12 protein-coding genes, 1 tRNA gene, 2 rRNA genes, 1 other RNA gene and 1 pseudogene are annotated in these 18096 nt (G+C 34.5%); 16 read left to right on the plus strand and 1 reads right to left on the minus strand.

What is annotated here, in order from left to right:
• Positions 1 to 15 precede the first annotated feature (15 nt).
• The 4 genes from BQ5450_RS07335 (at position 16) to BQ5450_RS07350 (ending at position 5726) form a co-directional block, all read left to right on the plus strand.
• Positions 16 to 708, plus strand: a complete 693-nt coding sequence (locus BQ5450_RS07335; RefSeq protein WP_071126461.1) for a response regulator transcription factor — start codon at positions 16 to 18, stop codon at positions 706 to 708.
• The gene (locus BQ5450_RS07340; RefSeq protein ID WP_071126462.1) at positions 708 to 1925 is read left to right on the plus strand and encodes a sensor histidine kinase; all 1218 of its coding nucleotides are present in this window, start codon (positions 708 to 710) and stop codon (positions 1923 to 1925) included. The genes BQ5450_RS07335 and BQ5450_RS07340 overlap by 1 nt, the downstream gene beginning before the upstream one ends.
• 121 nt (positions 1926 to 2046) lie before the next feature.
• Positions 2047 to 4119 (plus strand): glutamine synthetase III domain-containing protein, encoded by a 2073-nt coding sequence (locus BQ5450_RS07345; protein ID WP_071126463.1) that lies wholly within the window; start codon positions 2047 to 2049, stop codon positions 4117 to 4119.
• Between the two features lie 8 nt (positions 4120 to 4127).
• Positions 4128 to 5726 (plus strand): CTP synthase, encoded by a 1599-nt coding sequence (locus BQ5450_RS07350; RefSeq protein ID WP_071126464.1) that lies wholly within the window; start codon positions 4128 to 4130, stop codon positions 5724 to 5726.
• A 158-nt stretch (positions 5727 to 5884) separates the two neighbouring features.
• Here the strand turns inward: BQ5450_RS07350 and BQ5450_RS07355 are convergent, their stop codons facing one another.
• Positions 5885 to 6688 carry an NAD(+)/NADH kinase gene (locus BQ5450_RS07355; protein ID WP_010247585.1) on the minus strand — a complete coding sequence of 268 codons (804 nt, stop codon included), beginning with the start codon at positions 6686 to 6688 and terminating at the stop codon, positions 5885 to 5887.
• Positions 6689 to 6763: 75 nt separating this feature from the next.
• On the opposite strand from BQ5450_RS07355, the gene BQ5450_RS07360 reads away from it, so the two are divergent.
• The 12 genes and pseudogenes from BQ5450_RS07360 (at position 6764) to BQ5450_RS07415 (ending at position 18085) form a co-directional block, all read left to right on the plus strand.
• The gene (locus BQ5450_RS07360) at positions 6764 to 7666 is read left to right on the plus strand and encodes an RluA family pseudouridine synthase (RefSeq protein ID WP_010247587.1); all 903 of its coding nucleotides are present in this window, start codon (positions 6764 to 6766) and stop codon (positions 7664 to 7666) included.
• A gap of 17 nt (positions 7667 to 7683) precedes the next feature.
• A non-coding RNA gene (gene ssrS, locus BQ5450_RS07365) (6S RNA) lies at positions 7684 to 7868 on the plus strand.
• A 100-nt stretch (positions 7869 to 7968) separates the two neighbouring features.
• Positions 7969 to 8529 carry a YtxH domain-containing protein gene (locus tag BQ5450_RS07370; protein WP_071126465.1) on the plus strand — a complete coding sequence of 187 codons (561 nt, stop codon included), beginning with the start codon at positions 7969 to 7971 and terminating at the stop codon, positions 8527 to 8529.
• 15 nt (positions 8530 to 8544) lie between these two features.
• Positions 8545 to 9039, plus strand: coding sequence for a methyl-accepting chemotaxis protein (locus BQ5450_RS07375; RefSeq protein WP_010247593.1), 495 nt, complete (start codon positions 8545 to 8547; stop codon positions 9037 to 9039).
• 73 nt (positions 9040 to 9112) lie between these two features.
• Positions 9113 to 10006: a diacylglycerol/lipid kinase family protein gene (locus BQ5450_RS07380; protein ID WP_071126602.1), complete on the plus strand. Its 894-nt coding sequence runs from the start codon at positions 9113 to 9115 to the stop codon at positions 10004 to 10006.
• A 10-nt stretch (positions 10007 to 10016) separates the two neighbouring features.
• The gene (locus BQ5450_RS07385) at positions 10017 to 11030 is read left to right on the plus strand and encodes a LacI family DNA-binding transcriptional regulator (protein WP_071126466.1); all 1014 of its coding nucleotides are present in this window, start codon (positions 10017 to 10019) and stop codon (positions 11028 to 11030) included.
• Positions 11023 to 11562, plus strand: a complete 540-nt coding sequence (locus BQ5450_RS07390; RefSeq protein ID WP_010247601.1) for a LuxR C-terminal-related transcriptional regulator — start codon at positions 11023 to 11025, stop codon at positions 11560 to 11562. Before BQ5450_RS07385 ends, BQ5450_RS07390 begins: the two co-directional genes overlap by 8 nt.
• Positions 11563 to 11613: 51 nt before the next feature.
• Positions 11614 to 12429 (plus strand): putative ABC transporter permease, encoded by an 816-nt coding sequence (locus BQ5450_RS07395; protein ID WP_010247604.1) that lies wholly within the window; start codon positions 11614 to 11616, stop codon positions 12427 to 12429.
• A gap of 20 nt (positions 12430 to 12449) precedes the next feature.
• Positions 12450 to 12993: pseudogene (locus BQ5450_RS07400) on the plus strand (ClbS/DfsB family four-helix bundle protein).
• Between the two features lie 383 nt (positions 12994 to 13376).
• Positions 13377 to 14901 (plus strand): 16S ribosomal RNA (locus BQ5450_RS07405).
• Between the two features lie 38 nt (positions 14902 to 14939).
• A tRNA-Ala gene (locus BQ5450_RS07410) sits at positions 14940 to 15015 on the plus strand.
• 222 nt (positions 15016 to 15237) lie between these two features.
• Positions 15238 to 18085 (plus strand): 23S ribosomal RNA (locus BQ5450_RS07415).
• Together the 16S and 23S rRNA genes with 1 tRNA gene alongside form the textbook arrangement of a ribosomal RNA operon.
• Positions 18086 to 18096 lie beyond the last annotated feature (11 nt).

Raw genomic sequence — 18096 nt, forward strand, 5'->3', positions numbered from 1 at the left:
TAAAGGATGATGATTATGAATTACAATATACTAGTTTGCGATGATGAAAAAGATATTTTAGGTGCAATAGAAATTTATTTGAAGGCAGATGGACATAATGTTTTTACTGCCACAGATGGAATGTCTGCTCTTAAAATAGTAGAAAAAAATGAGATTCATCTTGCCATAGTTGATATAATGATGCCTGTTATGGATGGTATTTCACTTATCATGAAGATGAGAGAAATTACGAATATACCTATAATAATTCTTTCTGCAAAAAGTGAGGTTACTGATAAAATTGTAGGGTTAAATGTAGGAGCAGATGATTACATAACAAAGCCTTTTAATGCTGTGGAGCTAACGGCAAGAGTAAATTCTCTAATAAGAAGATATTTTTCTCTTGGAGCTTCTAATATACAAACAGGTGATTTAAAAATTGGAAGAGTTAGCATCTTTGATAAGTCGAAAGAAGTTAGGGTTGAAGATGAAGTAGTTAGTTTAACCCCATACGAGTATAAAATATTGTATTTACTTATGAAGAATCCTGGAAGAGTTTTTTCTTCAAATGAAATTTATGAAAGTGTGTGGGAAGAGGAAGCCATTAATGTTAGAAAAATAATTTCTGTTCACGTTTCACATCTTCGTGATAAAGTTGAAATAAATCCGAGAAAACCAGATCTCATTAAATCAGTTTATGGAATGGGATATAAAATTGAGGACAAGTGATGGGTCTTAAAAGTTTAAAAAGATCTATTAGAGATGTAATTATAAATTTAATAGAAAGAGTTTTTATAGAAAACATTTTTGTTTCTTCTACGATTATCCTTGAGCTTTTTAATATAAATAAATATTTTATGATGACATGGATATTTACTATTTTATTTATGTTCTTAAAAATAAAAAGAGGAAAATTTACAGACACTGTTTTGACATATAATTTATTTAAATATAGACAGTTTAAAAATTTTAGACTTTTTGGGACTTTAAATGTAACTTTAATAATTTTATGTATTCTTTTTTATAGTTTAATACCAAGAGAGATTGTGCTTTTAAATGTTCTTCTTTTTATGATTCTTCGAGCAGTTATAATAGTGGAACTTCAATTTGCACAAAATTCACTTTCAATTGAACTAGTAGAATCTATTTTATATGGGTATGATTTTAAAATTCCAGAACCCTTTGAGAATGAGTACTTGGAGAAAATTACAATTTTGATGGAAGATTTTAAAAAGCGTGACAAAAAAAGATTGGAAGATAGTTTTAGGACTGAAAAATCTAAAATGGAACTCATAACTAATATATCTCACGACTTGAAGACACCTCTCACTTCAATAATTAACTATGCAGATTTGCTTTCAAAGAAAAATGAACTAGATGATGAGGCCAAAAGTTTTATAAATATTTTAAATAGAAATTCTTCTAGACTAAAGGATTTAATTGTGGATTTAATATTTGCGTCGAAAACTAGTACCAAAGATATTTCAGTGGAAAAATCGCTTGTGGAATTAAATGAGATGATTCTTCAAATTTATGGAGATTATGATTCTCTTTTTAAGCAAAAAGATTTGGACTTTTTATATAGTTCAACAAGCGATGAGATTTTAATTTATACAGATGTAAACTTATTTGTAAGAATTGTTGAAAATCTTTTTTCCAATGCTTACAAATATTCAAAAGAAAGTACTAAAATTTTAGCTGGAGTTATTGAAAGAGAAAATAAGATTGAATTTTATGTAAAAAATTTGATGAAAGAAAAATTAAATATGAGTAGCGAAGAACTTTTTCTTGAACTTTCGAAATCAGATAGATCTAGACACAGTGAAGGATCTGGACTTGGACTTAATATAGTTAAAAACTTGTCTGAAATTTTGGGAGGAGAAGTTAAGATTTCTATTCATGGGCAGTGGTTTGATGTTCACGTAATTCTTTTGAAAGACTCTTAATGATTATATTATTGACAATGGATTATATTTGAAATAAAATAAAAAGAAACCATAGGTTTTTCATAATGGCAATTTTAATTAATTGCCATTTTTTTTGGTTTTATTTTTAATAGGGGGATATATGATTGAAGAATTTGGAATAAAAAGTTTTAATAAAAAGAAGATGAAAGAAAATCTTCCATATCCGGTTTATCTAAAGTGGAAAGAAGCTCTTAGAAACGAAAAAGATTTAGACAGAGAAACAGCTGATGCCATAGCTCATGCAATGAAAGATTGGGCACTTAAAAATGGTGCAACTCATTTTGCACACTGGTTCTTGCCACTAAGTGGGCACACTGCAAAAAAACATGAGGCGTTTATAACAAGAACTTCTGATGGCGAGCCAATAAATAGATTTTCTGGGAAGGAACTTGTAAAAGGTGAACCAGATGCTTCGTCTTTTCCAAGTGGAGGTATGAGATCTACTTTTGAAGCTAGGGGCTACACTTATTGGGACCTTACGGCAAATTCTTTTATAATTGGAAATGTACTATATATTCCCACAATTTTTATGTCTTACAAAGGTGAAAAACTTGATAAAAGAGGACCTCTCATTGATTCTATAAAAATTTTGAGTGATGAAGGCGTAAAAATTGTAAATATTTTTCGCAAAGATGAATATGCTTATAGGATGAGAGTAAAGGTTGGGCTCGAGCAAGAATTTTTCTTAGTAGACAAAGAAATTTATAAGAGGAGAAGTGACCTTAAAAATATTGGAAGAACTATTGTAGGAGCACCTTCTCCAAAGGGACAGGAGTTATCAGATCATTACTTTGGACAAATTCCTGCAAGAGTTGAAAAATTTTACAAAGATGTTGATGAAAAACTATACGGCCTTGGAATTTATTCTGAAGCTGAACACAATGAAGTTGCTCCAAATCAATTTGAAATGGCAATTTTATTTGAGAATGTAAATGTGGCAATAGATGACAATCAACTTCTCATGAATATCTTAAAGGAAACTGCACTTGAAAATAATTTGGTCTGTCTTTTTCATGAAAAACCTTTTGCGAATGTAAATGGTTCGGGAAAACACAATAATTATTCAATTGTAACTAATTATGGTTTAAATGTTTTTGATCCAGGGGATGATCCTTACAACAACAATATATTTTTGTTATTTGTGTCAGCACTAATTGAAGCCACAGATAAATATCAAGATCTTTTGAGGGTGAGTGCATCTTCCACATCAAATGATTTTAGGCTTGGTGCAGATGAAGCACCTCCTGCCATTATTTCGCTATTTTTGGGAAGTGACTTAGAAGAGCTTTTTAAAGATATAAAAGAGGAAAGACATTATAAAAAAGAAGACGATAATATTTTTACTGGTTACAATCTTTTAAGTGTTCCAAAGGATTCTAGCGATAGAAATAGAACTGCTGCTGTCGCTTTTACGGGAAATAAATTTGAATTTAGGATGCTTGGTTCTTCTAAAACTGGCTCTGATTTAAATATAACACTTAACTGTGCTATTGCAGATTCTTTGGCAAATATGTATGAAAAATTAAAGCCTTACATAGGCGATGAAAAGAAACTTAGAGAAAAAACTCTTCAAATTGTAAGAGATACTATGAGAAGTCATGACAGAATAATTTGTGATGGAGATAATTATTCAGATGAGTGGAAAGAAGAAGCAAAAAAGAGGGGACTTTCTAATCACAAAACTTATTTTGATGCACTTGTATCACTAAAAGATTTTGACTATACAGATATATTTTTAAAGAGAAAAATTTATACGGAGAAAGAAATAAATGCAAGTTATGAAGTTAATTTAGAAAAAGTTGTAATCTATCATACTTTAGAAGCTAAAATAATGATTGATATGATTGATAAAGATATTTTGCCAGAAGGAATTTCTGAGTTAAAAGATATTTCCCATGTTCTTTCTTTTAAAAATAATGAATTAATATCTAAGAAGTATGATAAAATAGATTCAATGATTTCTAAGTTAATTAAGTGCCAGGAAGATTTGAATATCTTAATAGAACATTCGAAAAAAATAGAGGATATATACAAAAAGGCAGAGTATGTAGAGAATAATATTGCAGCAAAACTTCTTGAAACTAGAAAAGTTGCAGATAATATGGAAAAATTAATTTCAAGAAAAAATATTACTTTGCCATCTTATGAAGACATTTTTAATTCGCTAAGCTAGGAGGAGTTATGACTAAGTTTATATTTGTTACAGGTGGAGTTGTTTCAGGAATTGGAAAAGGAATTTCTGCTGCAAGTATTGGAAGACTTTTAAAAGATAGAGGTCTTTCTGTATTTATGCAAAAGTTTGACCCATATCTTAATGTAGACCCAGGAACTATGAGTCCTTTTCAACATGGAGAAGTTTTTGTGACAAGAGATGGAGCAGAAACTGATTTAGACCTAGGACATTATGAAAGATTTATAGATGAAGAACTTACAAAGGACGCTTCTATCACTACTGGAAAAGTTTATTCCACTGTAATTGCAAAAGAAAGACGCGGAGATTATGATGGTGCCACTGTGCAAGTTATACCTCACATAACAAATGAAATAAAAAATGCAGTATATAAAGCTGCAAAGGAATCAAGGGCAGATGTAGTTATTACAGAAATTGGCGGAACAGTCGGAGATATTGAATCACTTCCATTTTTAGAAGCTATAAGACAAATTCACTCTGAAAATAAAAAATCTGATGTACTATTTGTCCACACAGTTTTAGTGCCAAATATTCCTGGCTCAGATGAATTAAAGACAAAACCAACCCAACATTCTTTTAAGGAACTAATGAGCAACGGAATAAAAACTGATGTAATAATTGTAAGATCAAATGGAGTTGTTACAGATGATCTTAGAGAAAAAATTTCTCTTTTCTGTGATGTTCCAGTTGAAGCAGTTATCCAATCTACAAATGTAGATTTAATTTATGAAGTGCCTCTAGTATTTCACAATCAACATTTAGATGATTATATTTTAAAAGAACTTGACCTTGAAGACAGACCTAAATCTAATGGAAATTGGAAAAAGATGGTGGATAGGTTTAAGGATGTAAAAGGCGAAGTTAATATTGGACTTGTTGGTAAATATGTGAGTCTTCATGACGCTTATCTCTCTGTGACGCAAGCATTAACTGATGCTGGCTGCGAAAATGGTGTTAAAGTAAATATAAAATGGTTAAATTCTGAAGAAATTGAAAAAGATTCTAAGATTTTAAAAGGGCTTGACGGGATAATTGTTCCAGGTGGGTTTGGTTCTCGTGGAACTGAAGGAATGATAATGACAAGCAAGTACGCTCGTGAAAATAATGTGCCTTACTTTGGGATTTGCTACGGGATGCAAATTGCACTTATTGATATCGCCAGAAATAAACTTGGATATAAAGGTGCGAACTCAACAGAAATAGATCCAGAAACAAATTATCCAATAATAGATCTTTTAGAAAACCAAAAGAATATTAAAAATGTTGGTGGGACATTAAGACTTGGAAATTATGATTGTACAATTCATAAAGATACTTTAGTTTATTCACTTTATGGTGAAGAAAAAATAAAAGAAAGACACAGGCACAGATATGAATTTAACAATGATTACAGAGGAAAAATTAGATCTGCAGGAGTAGTTTTTTCAGGAATAAATGAAGATAAAGATTTAGTTGAAATAATTGAATTAAAGGATAGTGACTTTTTTGTCGCTTGTCAATTCCACCCAGAATTCAAATCAAGACCAACAAAAGTACACCCTCTATTTAATGGATTTATAAAAGCGGCAATAAATAATAAAAATAAATAATTTTTGTAGGAATATTTTTAGCTTAATGTTACAATAATAAGATTTTTTTAAATTTAAAATAATTAGTTTAGGTATCAATCAGGTTTAATGGTTGATACTTTTTTGTTTTGTAAAAACTAAAAAAGCTCCTAGATTTTCTAGGAACTAAATTAATATAATTATAGGAACTTGTCTTTTAAGTTGTCCCAATAGGAATTATTTGAAAAGACGAGTTTTTTTATTACTTTATTTGAAAGTCTGATGTTTACTCTGTGAAGGTTGTTAAAAAAGTATTCAGAACCATCAACTAATAAAAGATTTGAGTCCTTGTATCTTTTTTCCACAACTAGAGAAATTGTGTGGACTCCTGGAACTATTACAGAAGATCCAAGAGATCTATATGCAGCAGAATTAACTGGAGAAATTGGTGTCATTTGCAATACATGAAGGCTTGGATAGACTATTGCCCCTCCACTTGAAAAGTTGTATGCAGTAGAGCCTGAGGGTGTTGAAACTAAAACTCCGTCACCAGAAAATTTTTCTACATGATTTCTGTCTATAAATACATTCATGTGAATAGTTTTAGAATGGGCGGCTTTTAATACTACTTCATTTATGGAATAAAATTTATAAACTTTATTTTTGGTGTATATATCTGATCTAATGAGTTTTATATCGTCAACATTGTAATTGCCATTTTTGTAGTCTTTTACCAATTTTTCTATTTCATCTGGTTTTATTTCTTGATAAAAGCCAAGATGTCCTGTGTTTATTCCGACAAAGGGCATATCAGGAAAGTCGTTTTTGTGTATAGCTTTTATAAAGGATCCATCACCACCTATACAAATTGAGAGCTCTGCATTTTTATTGAACCCATTAAAAGGTTCGTATCCATAGTTCGTTAGGACTTTGTGCAAATTTGTGGCAGTTTTTTTGGATTCGTAATTTGCATTTGTGATTATATTTATAATATTTTTTGACAAGGTTAAACCCCCTTGATTTTTTTCTTTATTATTTATATTATAAACGAATAAACTTACATTGACTAGAGGTGTAAAATGTATAGGTTAAATTCCAAGGACTTTTTAAATTTTAGAGTTGGCAAAGAAATTAAATTAAATGATTTTTTGCGTGAAAAAAATTTGTCTTCAAGGTTAATTAGAAGGTCTGTTAAAAGCGAAAGCATATATTTAAATGGAAAGTTAAATAAAAAAAATAAAAAGTTAAAGATAAATGATATTGTATCTGTTAAATTTGAAGAAGAAGATTTAAATGGAAAAATAGAGCATAGGGTTCTAGATATTTTATATGAAGATGATGATCTTATTTTAGTAAATAAAGAGCCCTTTATGGTTACCCACACAGCCAAGGACGATACAACAGGGACTCTTTTGAATTATTTATGTGGTTATTTTTATGGAAATAACATAAATAGAAAAGTTAGATTTGTAAATAGACTCGATAGAGATACTTCAGGAATAGTAATGGTTGCGAAAAATTCTTTTACACAAGATAAAATTTCTAAGGAATTTAAAGAGAGTGTCGAGAAAAAGTATTTGGCAATTTGTAATGGGATTTTTCATGAAAAAGAGGGAGTCATTGAGACGCCAATTGCATTATCAGAAGATAAAATTAGGCGTGAGGTAAATTATGTTACTGGGAAAAGATCTATAACTTCTTACAAAGTGCTTGAAGAAAAAGATAATATGAGCCTTGTTCTTTTGACTCTTCACACTGGAAGGACGCATCAGATAAGAGTTCACCTTTCTCATATTGGTCACCCTATTATAGGGGACGAGCTTTATTTTGAAAAATCTAATTTGATAAAAAGGCAAGCACTTCATTCTTATTCTCTAAAATTTAAATTGCCAAGAAATAATAAAGAAATAGAAATTTTTGCAGGAGTACCTCACGATTTTTTGTTTTTTGGTGGCAATTTATTGAAAAAAACGTTTTATTGAGTTATAATTTAATTAAGTAAATTCTGCGATGTTCGGGTTAAGCCTATTTAATTCAACCGACAAATAGAACACGGGATACTGTGTATATGTGAGATATGACAAGCCGTCTTTGAGCGGAAGTCAGAAGACACTATCAAGTTTTTTACCCACCATGATAATGGGCGGGTGTGAATTAATAAGGTTTCGGCATTGCGGATTTTACTATTATTCTTAAAGTTATCTTATTTTATTTTTGGATGTGATTATTTTAAAAATAAAAGGGTACATAATTAACAAATTAAATTAAGATAAGGAGAATTATTATGGGATTATTTGATTACTTAGAAGAAAAAAGAAATGAAGCAATAAGAAGAAGAAGATGCAGAGAAGCTTCAAAAGTATTTACAAGCATGGCATTTGGAGCTTTAGTGGGAGTTTTATATGCACCACAAGAAGGTAAAAAAACTCGTGAAGAAATTGCCCAAAGAGCAGAAGAAGCGGCAAATCAAGCTATCAATGTTGCAAATGATGCAAAAGATACAATAGAATTTAAAGCTTATCAAGCTGGAGAACAAGCTAAACAAACTTATGGAGAATTGAGAGATAAAGCTGCAACTAAAAAACGTGAATTTGATGAAGATGTTGAAGTAGCTAAAGCAAAAGCTGGAGCAATTGGAGAAATTGTAAGATCTGGTGCAGAAGATGTCAAAAAAAATGTAAAAAATACAACTGATGAAGTTAAAGATACTGCTGAAGACGTAAAGGGCGATTTAAAAGAAGGAGCTCATGACGTTAAAAAAGAAGCTAAGAAATCTTCTGAAGATGTAAAAGAAACAGTTAAGGATACTAAAAATAAAGTAGAAAGAGAAGCAAACAGAAGATAAGATTGGAGGCATAAAATGTTAAATCAATCATTTACACTAGGTGGTCTACTTAGTTTCTTACTTTATGTTGCTGGGATAGCTGCACTTGTAGCGCTTTTTTTAGCACTGTCAAACGTAGTAAAGGTTTTAAAAAATGTAAATGGCATTATTGAAAAAAATCAAGGCGAAATTGATCACACTATAAAAACTGTCCCTACAATTGTTGACAATGCGAAAAACATTTCTGAAAATGTAAATTCACTTTCAAATGATGCGACAAATCTTGTAAATGATGTTAAGCCTGAAATTGAAAAAGTTGTTTCAACAGTTGGTTCAGTTTCAGATACCGTAAATGGCATCACAAGAAAAGTAGATGATACATCTTTAAAAGTATCAGACACAGTTGGCAATATATCAGATGTAATTTCTGATACTGCAAAAACTATTTCACTTAGTTCAAATAACGCCATTGACTATTTCTATATTTTTAAAGAAGTTGTAAAGGCACTTAAAGAAGTTTTTTTGAAATAATTTAGAGGCGGAGTTTTTGCTTCGTCTTATTTTATTTTTTTACATAAATTTTATAAAAGGTGATAGAAAAGGAATGAAGAAAGTAAAAATCATTGCAAATCCAAATTCCGGAAGAGGAGCGGCTCTTGGGAAAATATTAGAATTAATAGAGCTTATGAGTAGAGATGAGTATGAAATTGAACTTTTTTTCACGCACAAAGAAGGCGATGGCATAAAATTTTCAGAAAATTATTCTGGCGAGGATTTTATTATATGCAGTGGAGGAGATGGAACTGTAAATGAAGTCGTAAATGGAATTTATCTTTCTAAGAGAGATACTCCACTTGCAATTTTACAAAGCGGAACGGTAAATGATTTTGCAAATGCACAGGGCCTTCCTACAAATCCCCTTAAATTTTATAAAATGATAAAAAACTTTAACATTAAGACCATAGATATTGGACTTGCAGGGGATAGAGCCTTTATAAATGTTGCAGCTGGAGGAATGCTTACAGAGATTGCATATACAGTTTCTGCTGAGAAAAAAGCAAGTTTGGGAGATATGGCATATTATTTAGAAGGAGTAAGAGAACTTTTTGGGAAAAAATTTTTTAAATACCAAAAAGTTGTAAATTTTAATATAGAGAGTGATGAGTTTACTGGTTCTGTCGAAGGACTTCTATTTTTAATAACAAACTCAACTTCAGTTGGAGGATTTAAAAATATGGCACCTTTAGCAGATGTTTCTGATGGATACTTAGATGTGCTTATTTTTAAAGGATTTAAGTTTTCTGAAGTTCCAGAACTTGCAACTTCACTTGTAGGTGGCAGGCATGTAAACCATGACAAAGTAATGTATTTAAAAACTAAAGAAATAAAGATATCTTCAGATGAAGAGTTGACAATAGATGTAGACGGTGAGAAAGCTTCAACGCTTCCTATGACTTTTAAGGTCTTGGAAAATAAGCTTAAAATAATAGTACCATAAGGAGGAAAGTATGGCATCTACAATTAAAGACGTAGCAAAAATGGCAGATGTTTCCATTTCTACAGTATCAAGAGTAATTAATGATTCAAAACCCGTAAGCCCTGAAGCTAGGAGAAGAGTTTTACACGCAATAGAGGTTTTAGATTACAAGCCAAATGAAGTAGCTAGAAGTTTAGTGACCAAAAAATCTAATTTAATAGGTGTAATTGTAGAAGATATTGGATCTAATTTCATTTCACAAATATTAAGAGGTGTGGAAGAAGTTGGGAGAATGTATAAATACGACATACTTTTGTCAAGCTCCTATGGTGATCCTGAATCTGAAATGAAATTTGCAAATCTTTTGGCACAAAAACAAGTAGAAGGGATTATTGTGATTTCAAATCTTCACAATCCAAAGCTTGAGTATAAGCTAGAAGAGAGTAAGATTCCATATGTAGTTATTAGCAATTTCTACGACATAGAAAAATTTTCGGCAACAATTGACTATGAAAAAGCAAGTTATGATATGGTTTCTTATCTAATCTCAAAGGGGCACAAAAATATTGCATCTTTAGGTATAAGAAAGGACATTGATAGAACTTTCGAGAAGAAAAAAATTGAAGGGTATAATAGAGCTATGGAAGAACATGGTTTAAAAAAAGTAAACATGTATGTTGAAGGACTTGGAGAAGAATTTGTAAAGAGCGAAGAGGATACAATAATAGAAACAGTTAAAAAAGAAAAAATCACCGCAATTTTTGCATCCTATGACACAATAGCAATACACCTTATAAATTTACTTTTGGACAATAATTACAAAACTCCAGATGACATTTCTGTAACTGGTTTTGGAGGTTCTTATATTTCTAACATTTATAGACCTAAAGTGACAACTGTGAAAATTCCTTATTATGATATTGGAGCAGTTTCAATTAGAAAAATTTTAAAGAAAATAGCAAAAGAAGATGACAATTTGGCAGAAAATGTAGTTTTACCTTCAGAAATTCTTGAAAGAGAAAGTGTAAAAATTTTAAATGACTAAAATTGCCATAGAAACAAAAAGTGAGATTATAAAAACAGGGCTTCAAAATATTTTAAAAGAATATGAAGTCCTAGATTTTTATAAATTAAAAGATGAAGACTACTCTCTTCTAATATTTCAAAATAAAGATTTAGCGAGAATAAAAAAAGATAAAATAAGAATAATAAAAAAAGAAGAATTACCTCTAAACATAGACTATTCTGTAATAACAATATTTGCCAAAGAAGAAGAAATACTTGAAGCTGTGAATAAAACAATAAGAGGATACATTTACATAGAAGAAAGTCTAAAAGAAATAAAAAGGGATAGAACAAAAAAGTTTGAAAATCTTAAAAAACTCACTAAGAGAGAAAAATTTTTATTAGAAGAAATAATTTCTGGCAAAACTAATAAAGAAATATCAAAGGAAGTTTATATAAGTGAAAAAACTGTAAAAAACAATTTGACTATTTTATATAAAAAATTAGAAGTAAGCGGAAGGCAAGAATTATTAAAGAAATATGATGAAAAATTGAATAAAAGTAGTTTATAATATGTTAGGAGAGCTAACATATTTTTTATTGCAAAAGAAGAGGAGAATACAATGGAGAAATATTATTTAATAAATTATTTAATGTATTTTTTTATATATGCCTTCATAGGATGGGTAGTGGAAGTTAGTTATCACGCAGTGACTAAGAAAATGTTTATAAATAGAGGATTTTTAAGTGGGCCTTATTGTCCAATCTATGGTTTTGGAGCAGTGGCAGTGATTATAATTTTGAAAAATATAGCTGAGAATAACAAAACTGTTTTATTCTTTGGATCAATGTTTATAGCTTCATTAATAGAATTCATAGTTGGATTTATACTAGAGAAGATATTTCACAAAAGATGGTGGGATTACTCAAATAGAAAATTAAATATTGGAGGATATATTTGTTTAGAGTTTTCAGTGATCTGGGGAATTTTTTGTTATATACTTTTTGAAAAAATACACCCAGTAACAGGAAACCTAGTGAAGTTGATTCCAAGAAATGTAATTCTATATTTAGATATAGCTTTTGCATTAGTAATGATTTTAGATTTAATTACAACTATAAATACATTGATAGGATTAAATAAAAAATTAAAAATGATTGATGATATAAGTGCAGATATAAAATCAGTTTCGGATAAAATAGGTATGAAAGTATATGACAAGACCATAAGCATAGAAAATAGGCAGCAACAAATAAAAGAAATAGCAGCAGTAAAAGAGTTTGAAGAAGATATAAAAGAATTTAAATATAGAATAGAAGACAAATCAGATGAAAGAAGAATATTAAAAGCCTTTCCAAATTTGAGCAAAAATTTAGAAGAAGCACAAGTTGATCTAGAAGAAATAAAAAAATTAATTAGAGATAATGAACATTTATAAAAATTTGGCGGGAGAGAATTATGAAACAATATGAAAACAAAGAAGAATTAAAAGAAGAAATTAGAAAAACTTATAAAAAATATAAAAACTTATAAAAAATATATTGATGAATTTAATGACATTGATGAAAGTCTAAAGAATAAAAGAATTGAATAAGTGGACAGAACTCCAGCGGAGAATCTTTCTTATCAAGTCGGATGGACTACACTTCTTTTAAAGTGAGAAGAAGACGAAAAGAAAGGAATACAAGTAAAAACACCCTCAGATAAATTCAAATGGAATGAGTTGGGAAAATTATATGAAGGGTTCAATCAAAAATATTCAAAATTATCATTAGAAGAATTAAAAAATATTTTAGATGAAAATGTAAATAAAACATATAAAATGATAGACAATATGACTGAGGATGAATTATTTAAACCTCATATGAGAAAGTGGGCTGATGGAGTAACAAAGACAGCAGTATGGGAAGTATATAAATTTATAAACATAAATACAGTAGCACCTTTTAAGACTTTCAGGACAAAAATAAGAAAATATAAAAAATTTACAGAAAACAGTTGACATTTAAAAAATATAATAGTACTATGTAACAGTTGTCGAAAAAAGACGACTGTTATTTTTTTGAGTAAAATTAATTATAAAAAAATGAAAAAAACAGTTGACAGATTACTTCGGAGATGGTATCATATAGAAGTTGTCGCTTGGGGCAACAAAACTTTTGTAAAAGTTAAGTAAAAATAAAACAAAAAAGTTGTAAAAAATACTTGACAAGAAAAAAATACAAGAGTATAATGAAAAAGCTACTTCAAGAGTAGCAAGAACAATGATAATTAAATAGTGTGAAGATAGAAAGATTCATAAAGAATCAAAAAATCGTGATAAAATCACAAAAGCAAACCAGAAATTCGTTTAGTTTGATAAAACTAATGAGTCATACAAATTTTTTAATTGAGAGTTTGATCCTGGCTCAGGACGAACGCTGGCGGCGCGCTTAACACATGCAAGTCGAGCGATGAAACTTTAACAGAACCCTTCGGGGCGAAGATAAAGTGGATTAGCGGCGGACGGGTGAGTAACACGTGAGTAACCTGCCTTAGACATTGGGATAGCCTCGGGAAACCGGGATTAATACCAAATAAAATCATAATGACACATGTCATAACGATCAAAACTCCGGTGGTCTAAGATGGACTCGCGTCCCATTAGCTAGTTGGTAGAGTAAAAGCCTACCAAGGCGACGATGGGTAGCCGGCCTGAGAGGGTGAACGTCCACATTGGAACTGAGAAACGGGCCAAACTCCTACGGGAGACAGCAGTGGGGAATATTGCACAATGGAGGGAACTCTGATGCAGCGACGCCGCGTGAACGAAGAAGGCTTTCGAGTCGTAAAGTTCTTTTATATGGGAAGATAATGACGGTACCATAAGAAAAAGCCCCGGCTAACTACGTGCCAGCAGCCGCGGTAATACGTAGGGGGCTAGCGTTGTCCGGAATCACTGGGCGTAAAGGGTTCGCAGGCGGAAATGCAAGTCAGATGTAAAAGGCAGTAGCTTAACTACTGTAAGCATTTGAAACTGCATATCTTGAGAAGAGTAGAGGTAAGTGGAATTTTTAGTGTAGCGGTGAAATGCGTAGATATTAAAAAGAATACCGGTGGCGAAGGCGACTTACTGGGCTCATTCTGACGCTGAGGAACGAAAGCGTGGGTAGCAAACAGGATTAGATACCCTGGTAGTCCACGCTGTAAACGATGAGTGCTAGGTGTCGGCGAATGTCGGTGCCGCAGTTAACACAATAAGCACTCCGCCTGGGGAGTACGTGCGCAAGCATGAAACTCAAAGGAATTGACGGGGACCCGCACAAGCAGCGGAGCATGTGGTTTAATTCGAAGCAACGCGAAGAACCTTACCAGGGCTTGACATACTGAGGACGTACTTAGAGATAAGTATACTTCTTCGGAAGCCTCAATACAGGTGGTGCATGGTTGTCGTCAGCTCGTGTCGTGAGATGTTGGGTTAAGTCCCGCAACGAGCGCAACCCCTATCTTTAGTTGCCAGCATATAAGATGGGAACTCTAAAGAGACTGCCGATGATAAATCGGAGGAAGGTGGGGATGACGTCAAATCATCATGCCCTATATGCCCTGGGCTACACACGTGCTACAATGGAAGGTACAAAGGGAAGCAACAGAGTGATCTCAAGCAAACCTCAAAAAGCCTTTCCCAGTTCGGATTGTACTCTGCAACTCGAGTACATGAAGATGGAGTTGCTAGTAATCGCAGATCAGAATGCTGCGGTGAATGCGTTCCCGGGTCTTGTACACACCGCCCGTCACACCATGGGAGCTTGTAATACCCGAAGCCTGTGAGCAAACCGCAAGGGAGCAGCAGTCGAAGGTAGGATAAGTGACTGGGGTGAAGTCGTAACAAGGTAGCCGTATCGGAAGGTGCGGCTGGATCACCTCCTTTCTAAGGAAAAAGATCTTCACGCTATTTTAATTATATATGGGGGTATAGCTCAGTTGGGAGAGCGCCTGCCTTGCAAGCAGGAGGTCAGGAGTTCGAATCTCCTTATCTCCACCATACCGACACACTAAAATCGAGCGTAGCGAAGATTGAAGCGATGGAGGTTGTGTGTAAAGAATTCCCAAAAGACTGACCGTAAGGGAGAGTCGATTGGCTAGAATTCGATTACCACCATAACTTAGTTATACTAAGTTTTGAACCATAACAACTAAAAAAACTAATCAAAATTTCTAAAAAGAACAATTAAACTGGAAATAAACAGAAATGTTTATTAACAAAGGTCAAGTTAAAAAGAGCACTAGGAGAATGCCTAGGCACCAAGAGGCGAAGAAGGACGTGACAAGCTGCGAAAAGCTGAGGTTAGTTGCAAATAAGCCAAGCCTCAGATATCCGAATGGGGAAACCCACCTCAAAAGAGGAATCCTATAGCCAATAAATAACTATAGGAAGCGAACCAGGTGAACTGAAACATCTAAGTAACCTGAGGAAGAGAAAGAAAACTCGATTCCCAAAGTAGCGGCGAGCGAACAGGGAAGAGCCCAAACGTGTAAAAAGAGAAAATAGCCAGTCGAATCATCTGGGAAGACGAACCAAAGAAGGTAACAGTCCCGTAGACGAAGGCGAAGATATCCGACACAAAAGAGTACCACGGAACACGAGAAATTCAGTGGGAATACAGGGGGACCACCCCCTAAGGCTAAATACTACTTGGTGACCGATAGCGAACAAGTACCGTGAGGGAAAGGTGAAAAGAACCCCGGGAGGGGAGTGAAATAGAATCTGAAACCTAGTGTTTACAAGCAGCGAAAGTGGCAAAAGCCACGATCGTGTACTTTTTGTAGAACGGGCCAGCGAGTTACGATTACAAGCAAGGTTAAACATTAAAGATGTGGAGCCGAAGCGAAAGCGAGTCTAAAGAGGGCAAAAGTTAGTAGTCGTAGACCCGAAACCGTGTGATCTATCCATGAGCAGAGTGAAGTTGAAGTAAAATTCAATGGAGGCTCGAACCGGGTAGCGTTTAAAAGCTATCGGATGACTTGTGGATAGGGGTGAAAAGCCAAACGAACACGGAGATAGCTGGTTCTCCTCGAAATAGCTTTAGGGCTAGCCTCTAGCAAGAATGAAAAGGGGGTAGAGCACTGACTGGTCAAGGGGCATGCATATGTTACCGAGACCTATCAAACTCCGAATACCAAATCATACGCTAGGGAGTCAGACTATGGGGGATGAGCTTCATAGTCGAAAGGGAAAGAGCCCAGACCATCAGCTAAGGTCCCAAAATTATAGTTAAGTGGGAAAGGATGTGGAGTTACTGAGACAACTAGGATGTTGGCTTAGAAGCAGCCACTCATTTAAAGAGTGCGTAATAGCTCACTAGTCAAGTGACTCTGCGCCGAAGATAACCGGGGCTAAACTATATACCGAAGCTATGGAACGAAAAACGTTGGTAGAGGAGCAATGTATGAAGGAAGAAGCAGAAGTTGAAAAGCACTGTGGACATCATACAAGAGAGAATGCTGGCATGAGTAGCGAGAGGTGAGTGAGAATCTCACCCGTCGAAAACCTAAGGATTCCTGAGCAAGGCTCGTCCACTCAGGGTAAGTCGGGACCTAAGGCGAGGCTGAAAAGCGTAGTCGATGGACAACAGGTTGAAAATCCTGTACCGATACAATCAGTGAGGAAGTGGGGACGCAGAAGGATAATAAGAGCGCCCAGTTGGTGAGGCGTGCAAGCGCAAAGGATGGGAAGTAGGCAAATCCGCTTTCCGAGAAGTCTAAAGCGTGATGCGGATCGAAAACAAGTAGAGAAGCTTATAACTCCACACTGCCAAGAAAAGCCACTACAAGAGAAGTATCGCCCGTACCGCAAACCGACACAGGTAGGTGAGGAGAGAATCCTAAGACGAGCGGAAAAACCTTTGTTAAGGAACTCGGCAAAATGACCCCGTAACTTCGGGAGAAGGGGAGCCCCTGTAAAAGGGGGCCGCAGTGAAAAGGCCCAAGCGACTGTTTACCAAAAACACAAGTTTCTGCGAAGTCGAAAGACGAAGTATAGGAGCTGACACCTGCCCGGTGCTGGAAGGTTAAGGGAAAAAGTTAGCATAAGCGAAGCTTAGAACTGAAGCCCCAGTAAACGGCGGCCGTAACTATAACGGTCCTAAGGTAGCGAAATTCCTTGTCGGGTAAGTTCCGACCCGCACGAAAGGTGTAACGATTTGGGCACTGTCTCAACAAAGGATCCGGTGAAATTGTAGTAGCGGTAAAGATGCCGCTTACCCACGACAGGACGGAAAGACCCCGTGGAGCTTTACTGTAGGCTGAGATTGAATTTTGGGATTAAACGTACAGAATAGGTGGGAGACGAAGAATAAGGTACGCCAGTATCTTAGGAGTCACCGTTGGGATACCACTCTTTTAATGCTAGAATTCTAACCTAACCCCATGAAACTGGGGAAGGGACACTCTCAGTTGGACAGTTTGACTGGGGCGGTCGCCTCCGAAAGAGTAACGGAGGCGTTCAAAGGTTCCCTCAGCACGGACGGAAATCGTGCGAAGAGTATAAAGGCAGAAGGGAGCTTAACTGCGAGACCAACAAGTCGAGCAGATGCGAAAGCAGGACTTAGTGATCCGGTGGTACCGAGTGGAAGGGCCATCGCTCAACGGATAAAAGCTACCCCGGGGATAACAGGCTTATCTCCCCCAAGAGTCCACATCGACGGGGAGGTTTGGCACCTCGATGTCGGCTCGTCTCATCCTGGGGCTGAAGTAGGTCCCAAGGGTTGGGCTGTTCGCCCATTAAAGAGGCACGCGAGCTGGGTTCAGAACGTCGCGAGACAGTTCGGTCCCTATCCGTCGTGGGCGTAGGAAATTTGAGAGGAGCTGTCCTTAGTACGAGAGGACCGGGATGGACAAACCGCTGGTGCACCAGTTGTACTGCCAAGTGCATAGCTGGGAAGCTAAGTTTGGAAGGGATAAGAGCTGAAGGCATCTAAGCCCGAAGCCCCCCTCGAGATGAGATTTCCCTCGAAAGATAAGACCCCTAGAAGAAAATTAGGTAGATAGGCTCAAGGTGTAAGTGTAGCAATACATTCAGCTAGCGAGTACTAATAGGTCGAAGACTTGACCAAGAGAAAGAAGA

The organism is Peptoniphilus lacydonensis (assembly GCF_900106515.1).
In the GTDB taxonomy this organism is placed as follows: Bacteria; Bacillota; Clostridia; order Tissierellales; family Peptoniphilaceae; genus Peptoniphilus_A; species Peptoniphilus_A lacydonensis.

What these genes read in the sequence shown, in the direction of transcription:
- BQ5450_RS07395 (WP_010247604.1), top strand. Translation starts at nt 11,614, where the DNA reads ATGGAGAAATATTATTTAATAAATTATTTAATGTATTTTTTTATATAT.
- BQ5450_RS07370 (WP_071126465.1), top strand. Translation starts at nt 7,969, where the DNA reads ATGGGATTATTTGATTACTTAGAAGAAAAAAGAAATGAAGCAATAAGA.
- BQ5450_RS07345 (WP_071126463.1), top strand. Translation starts at nt 2,047, where the DNA reads ATGATTGAAGAATTTGGAATAAAAAGTTTTAATAAAAAGAAGATGAAA.
- BQ5450_RS07390 (WP_010247601.1), top strand. Translation starts at nt 11,023, where the DNA reads ATGACTAAAATTGCCATAGAAACAAAAAGTGAGATTATAAAAACAGGG.
- BQ5450_RS07380 (WP_071126602.1), top strand. Translation starts at nt 9,113, where the DNA reads ATGAAGAAAGTAAAAATCATTGCAAATCCAAATTCCGGAAGAGGAGCG.
- BQ5450_RS07375 (WP_010247593.1), top strand. Translation starts at nt 8,545, where the DNA reads ATGTTAAATCAATCATTTACACTAGGTGGTCTACTTAGTTTCTTACTT.
- BQ5450_RS07350 (WP_071126464.1), top strand. Translation starts at nt 4,128, where the DNA reads ATGACTAAGTTTATATTTGTTACAGGTGGAGTTGTTTCAGGAATTGGA.
- BQ5450_RS07360 (WP_010247587.1), top strand. Translation starts at nt 6,764, where the DNA reads ATGTATAGGTTAAATTCCAAGGACTTTTTAAATTTTAGAGTTGGCAAA.
- BQ5450_RS07335 (WP_071126461.1), top strand. Translation starts at nt 16, where the DNA reads ATGAATTACAATATACTAGTTTGCGATGATGAAAAAGATATTTTAGGT.
- BQ5450_RS07385 (WP_071126466.1), top strand. Translation starts at nt 10,017, where the DNA reads ATGGCATCTACAATTAAAGACGTAGCAAAAATGGCAGATGTTTCCATT.
- BQ5450_RS07340 (WP_071126462.1), top strand. Translation starts at nt 708, where the DNA reads ATGGGTCTTAAAAGTTTAAAAAGATCTATTAGAGATGTAATTATAAAT.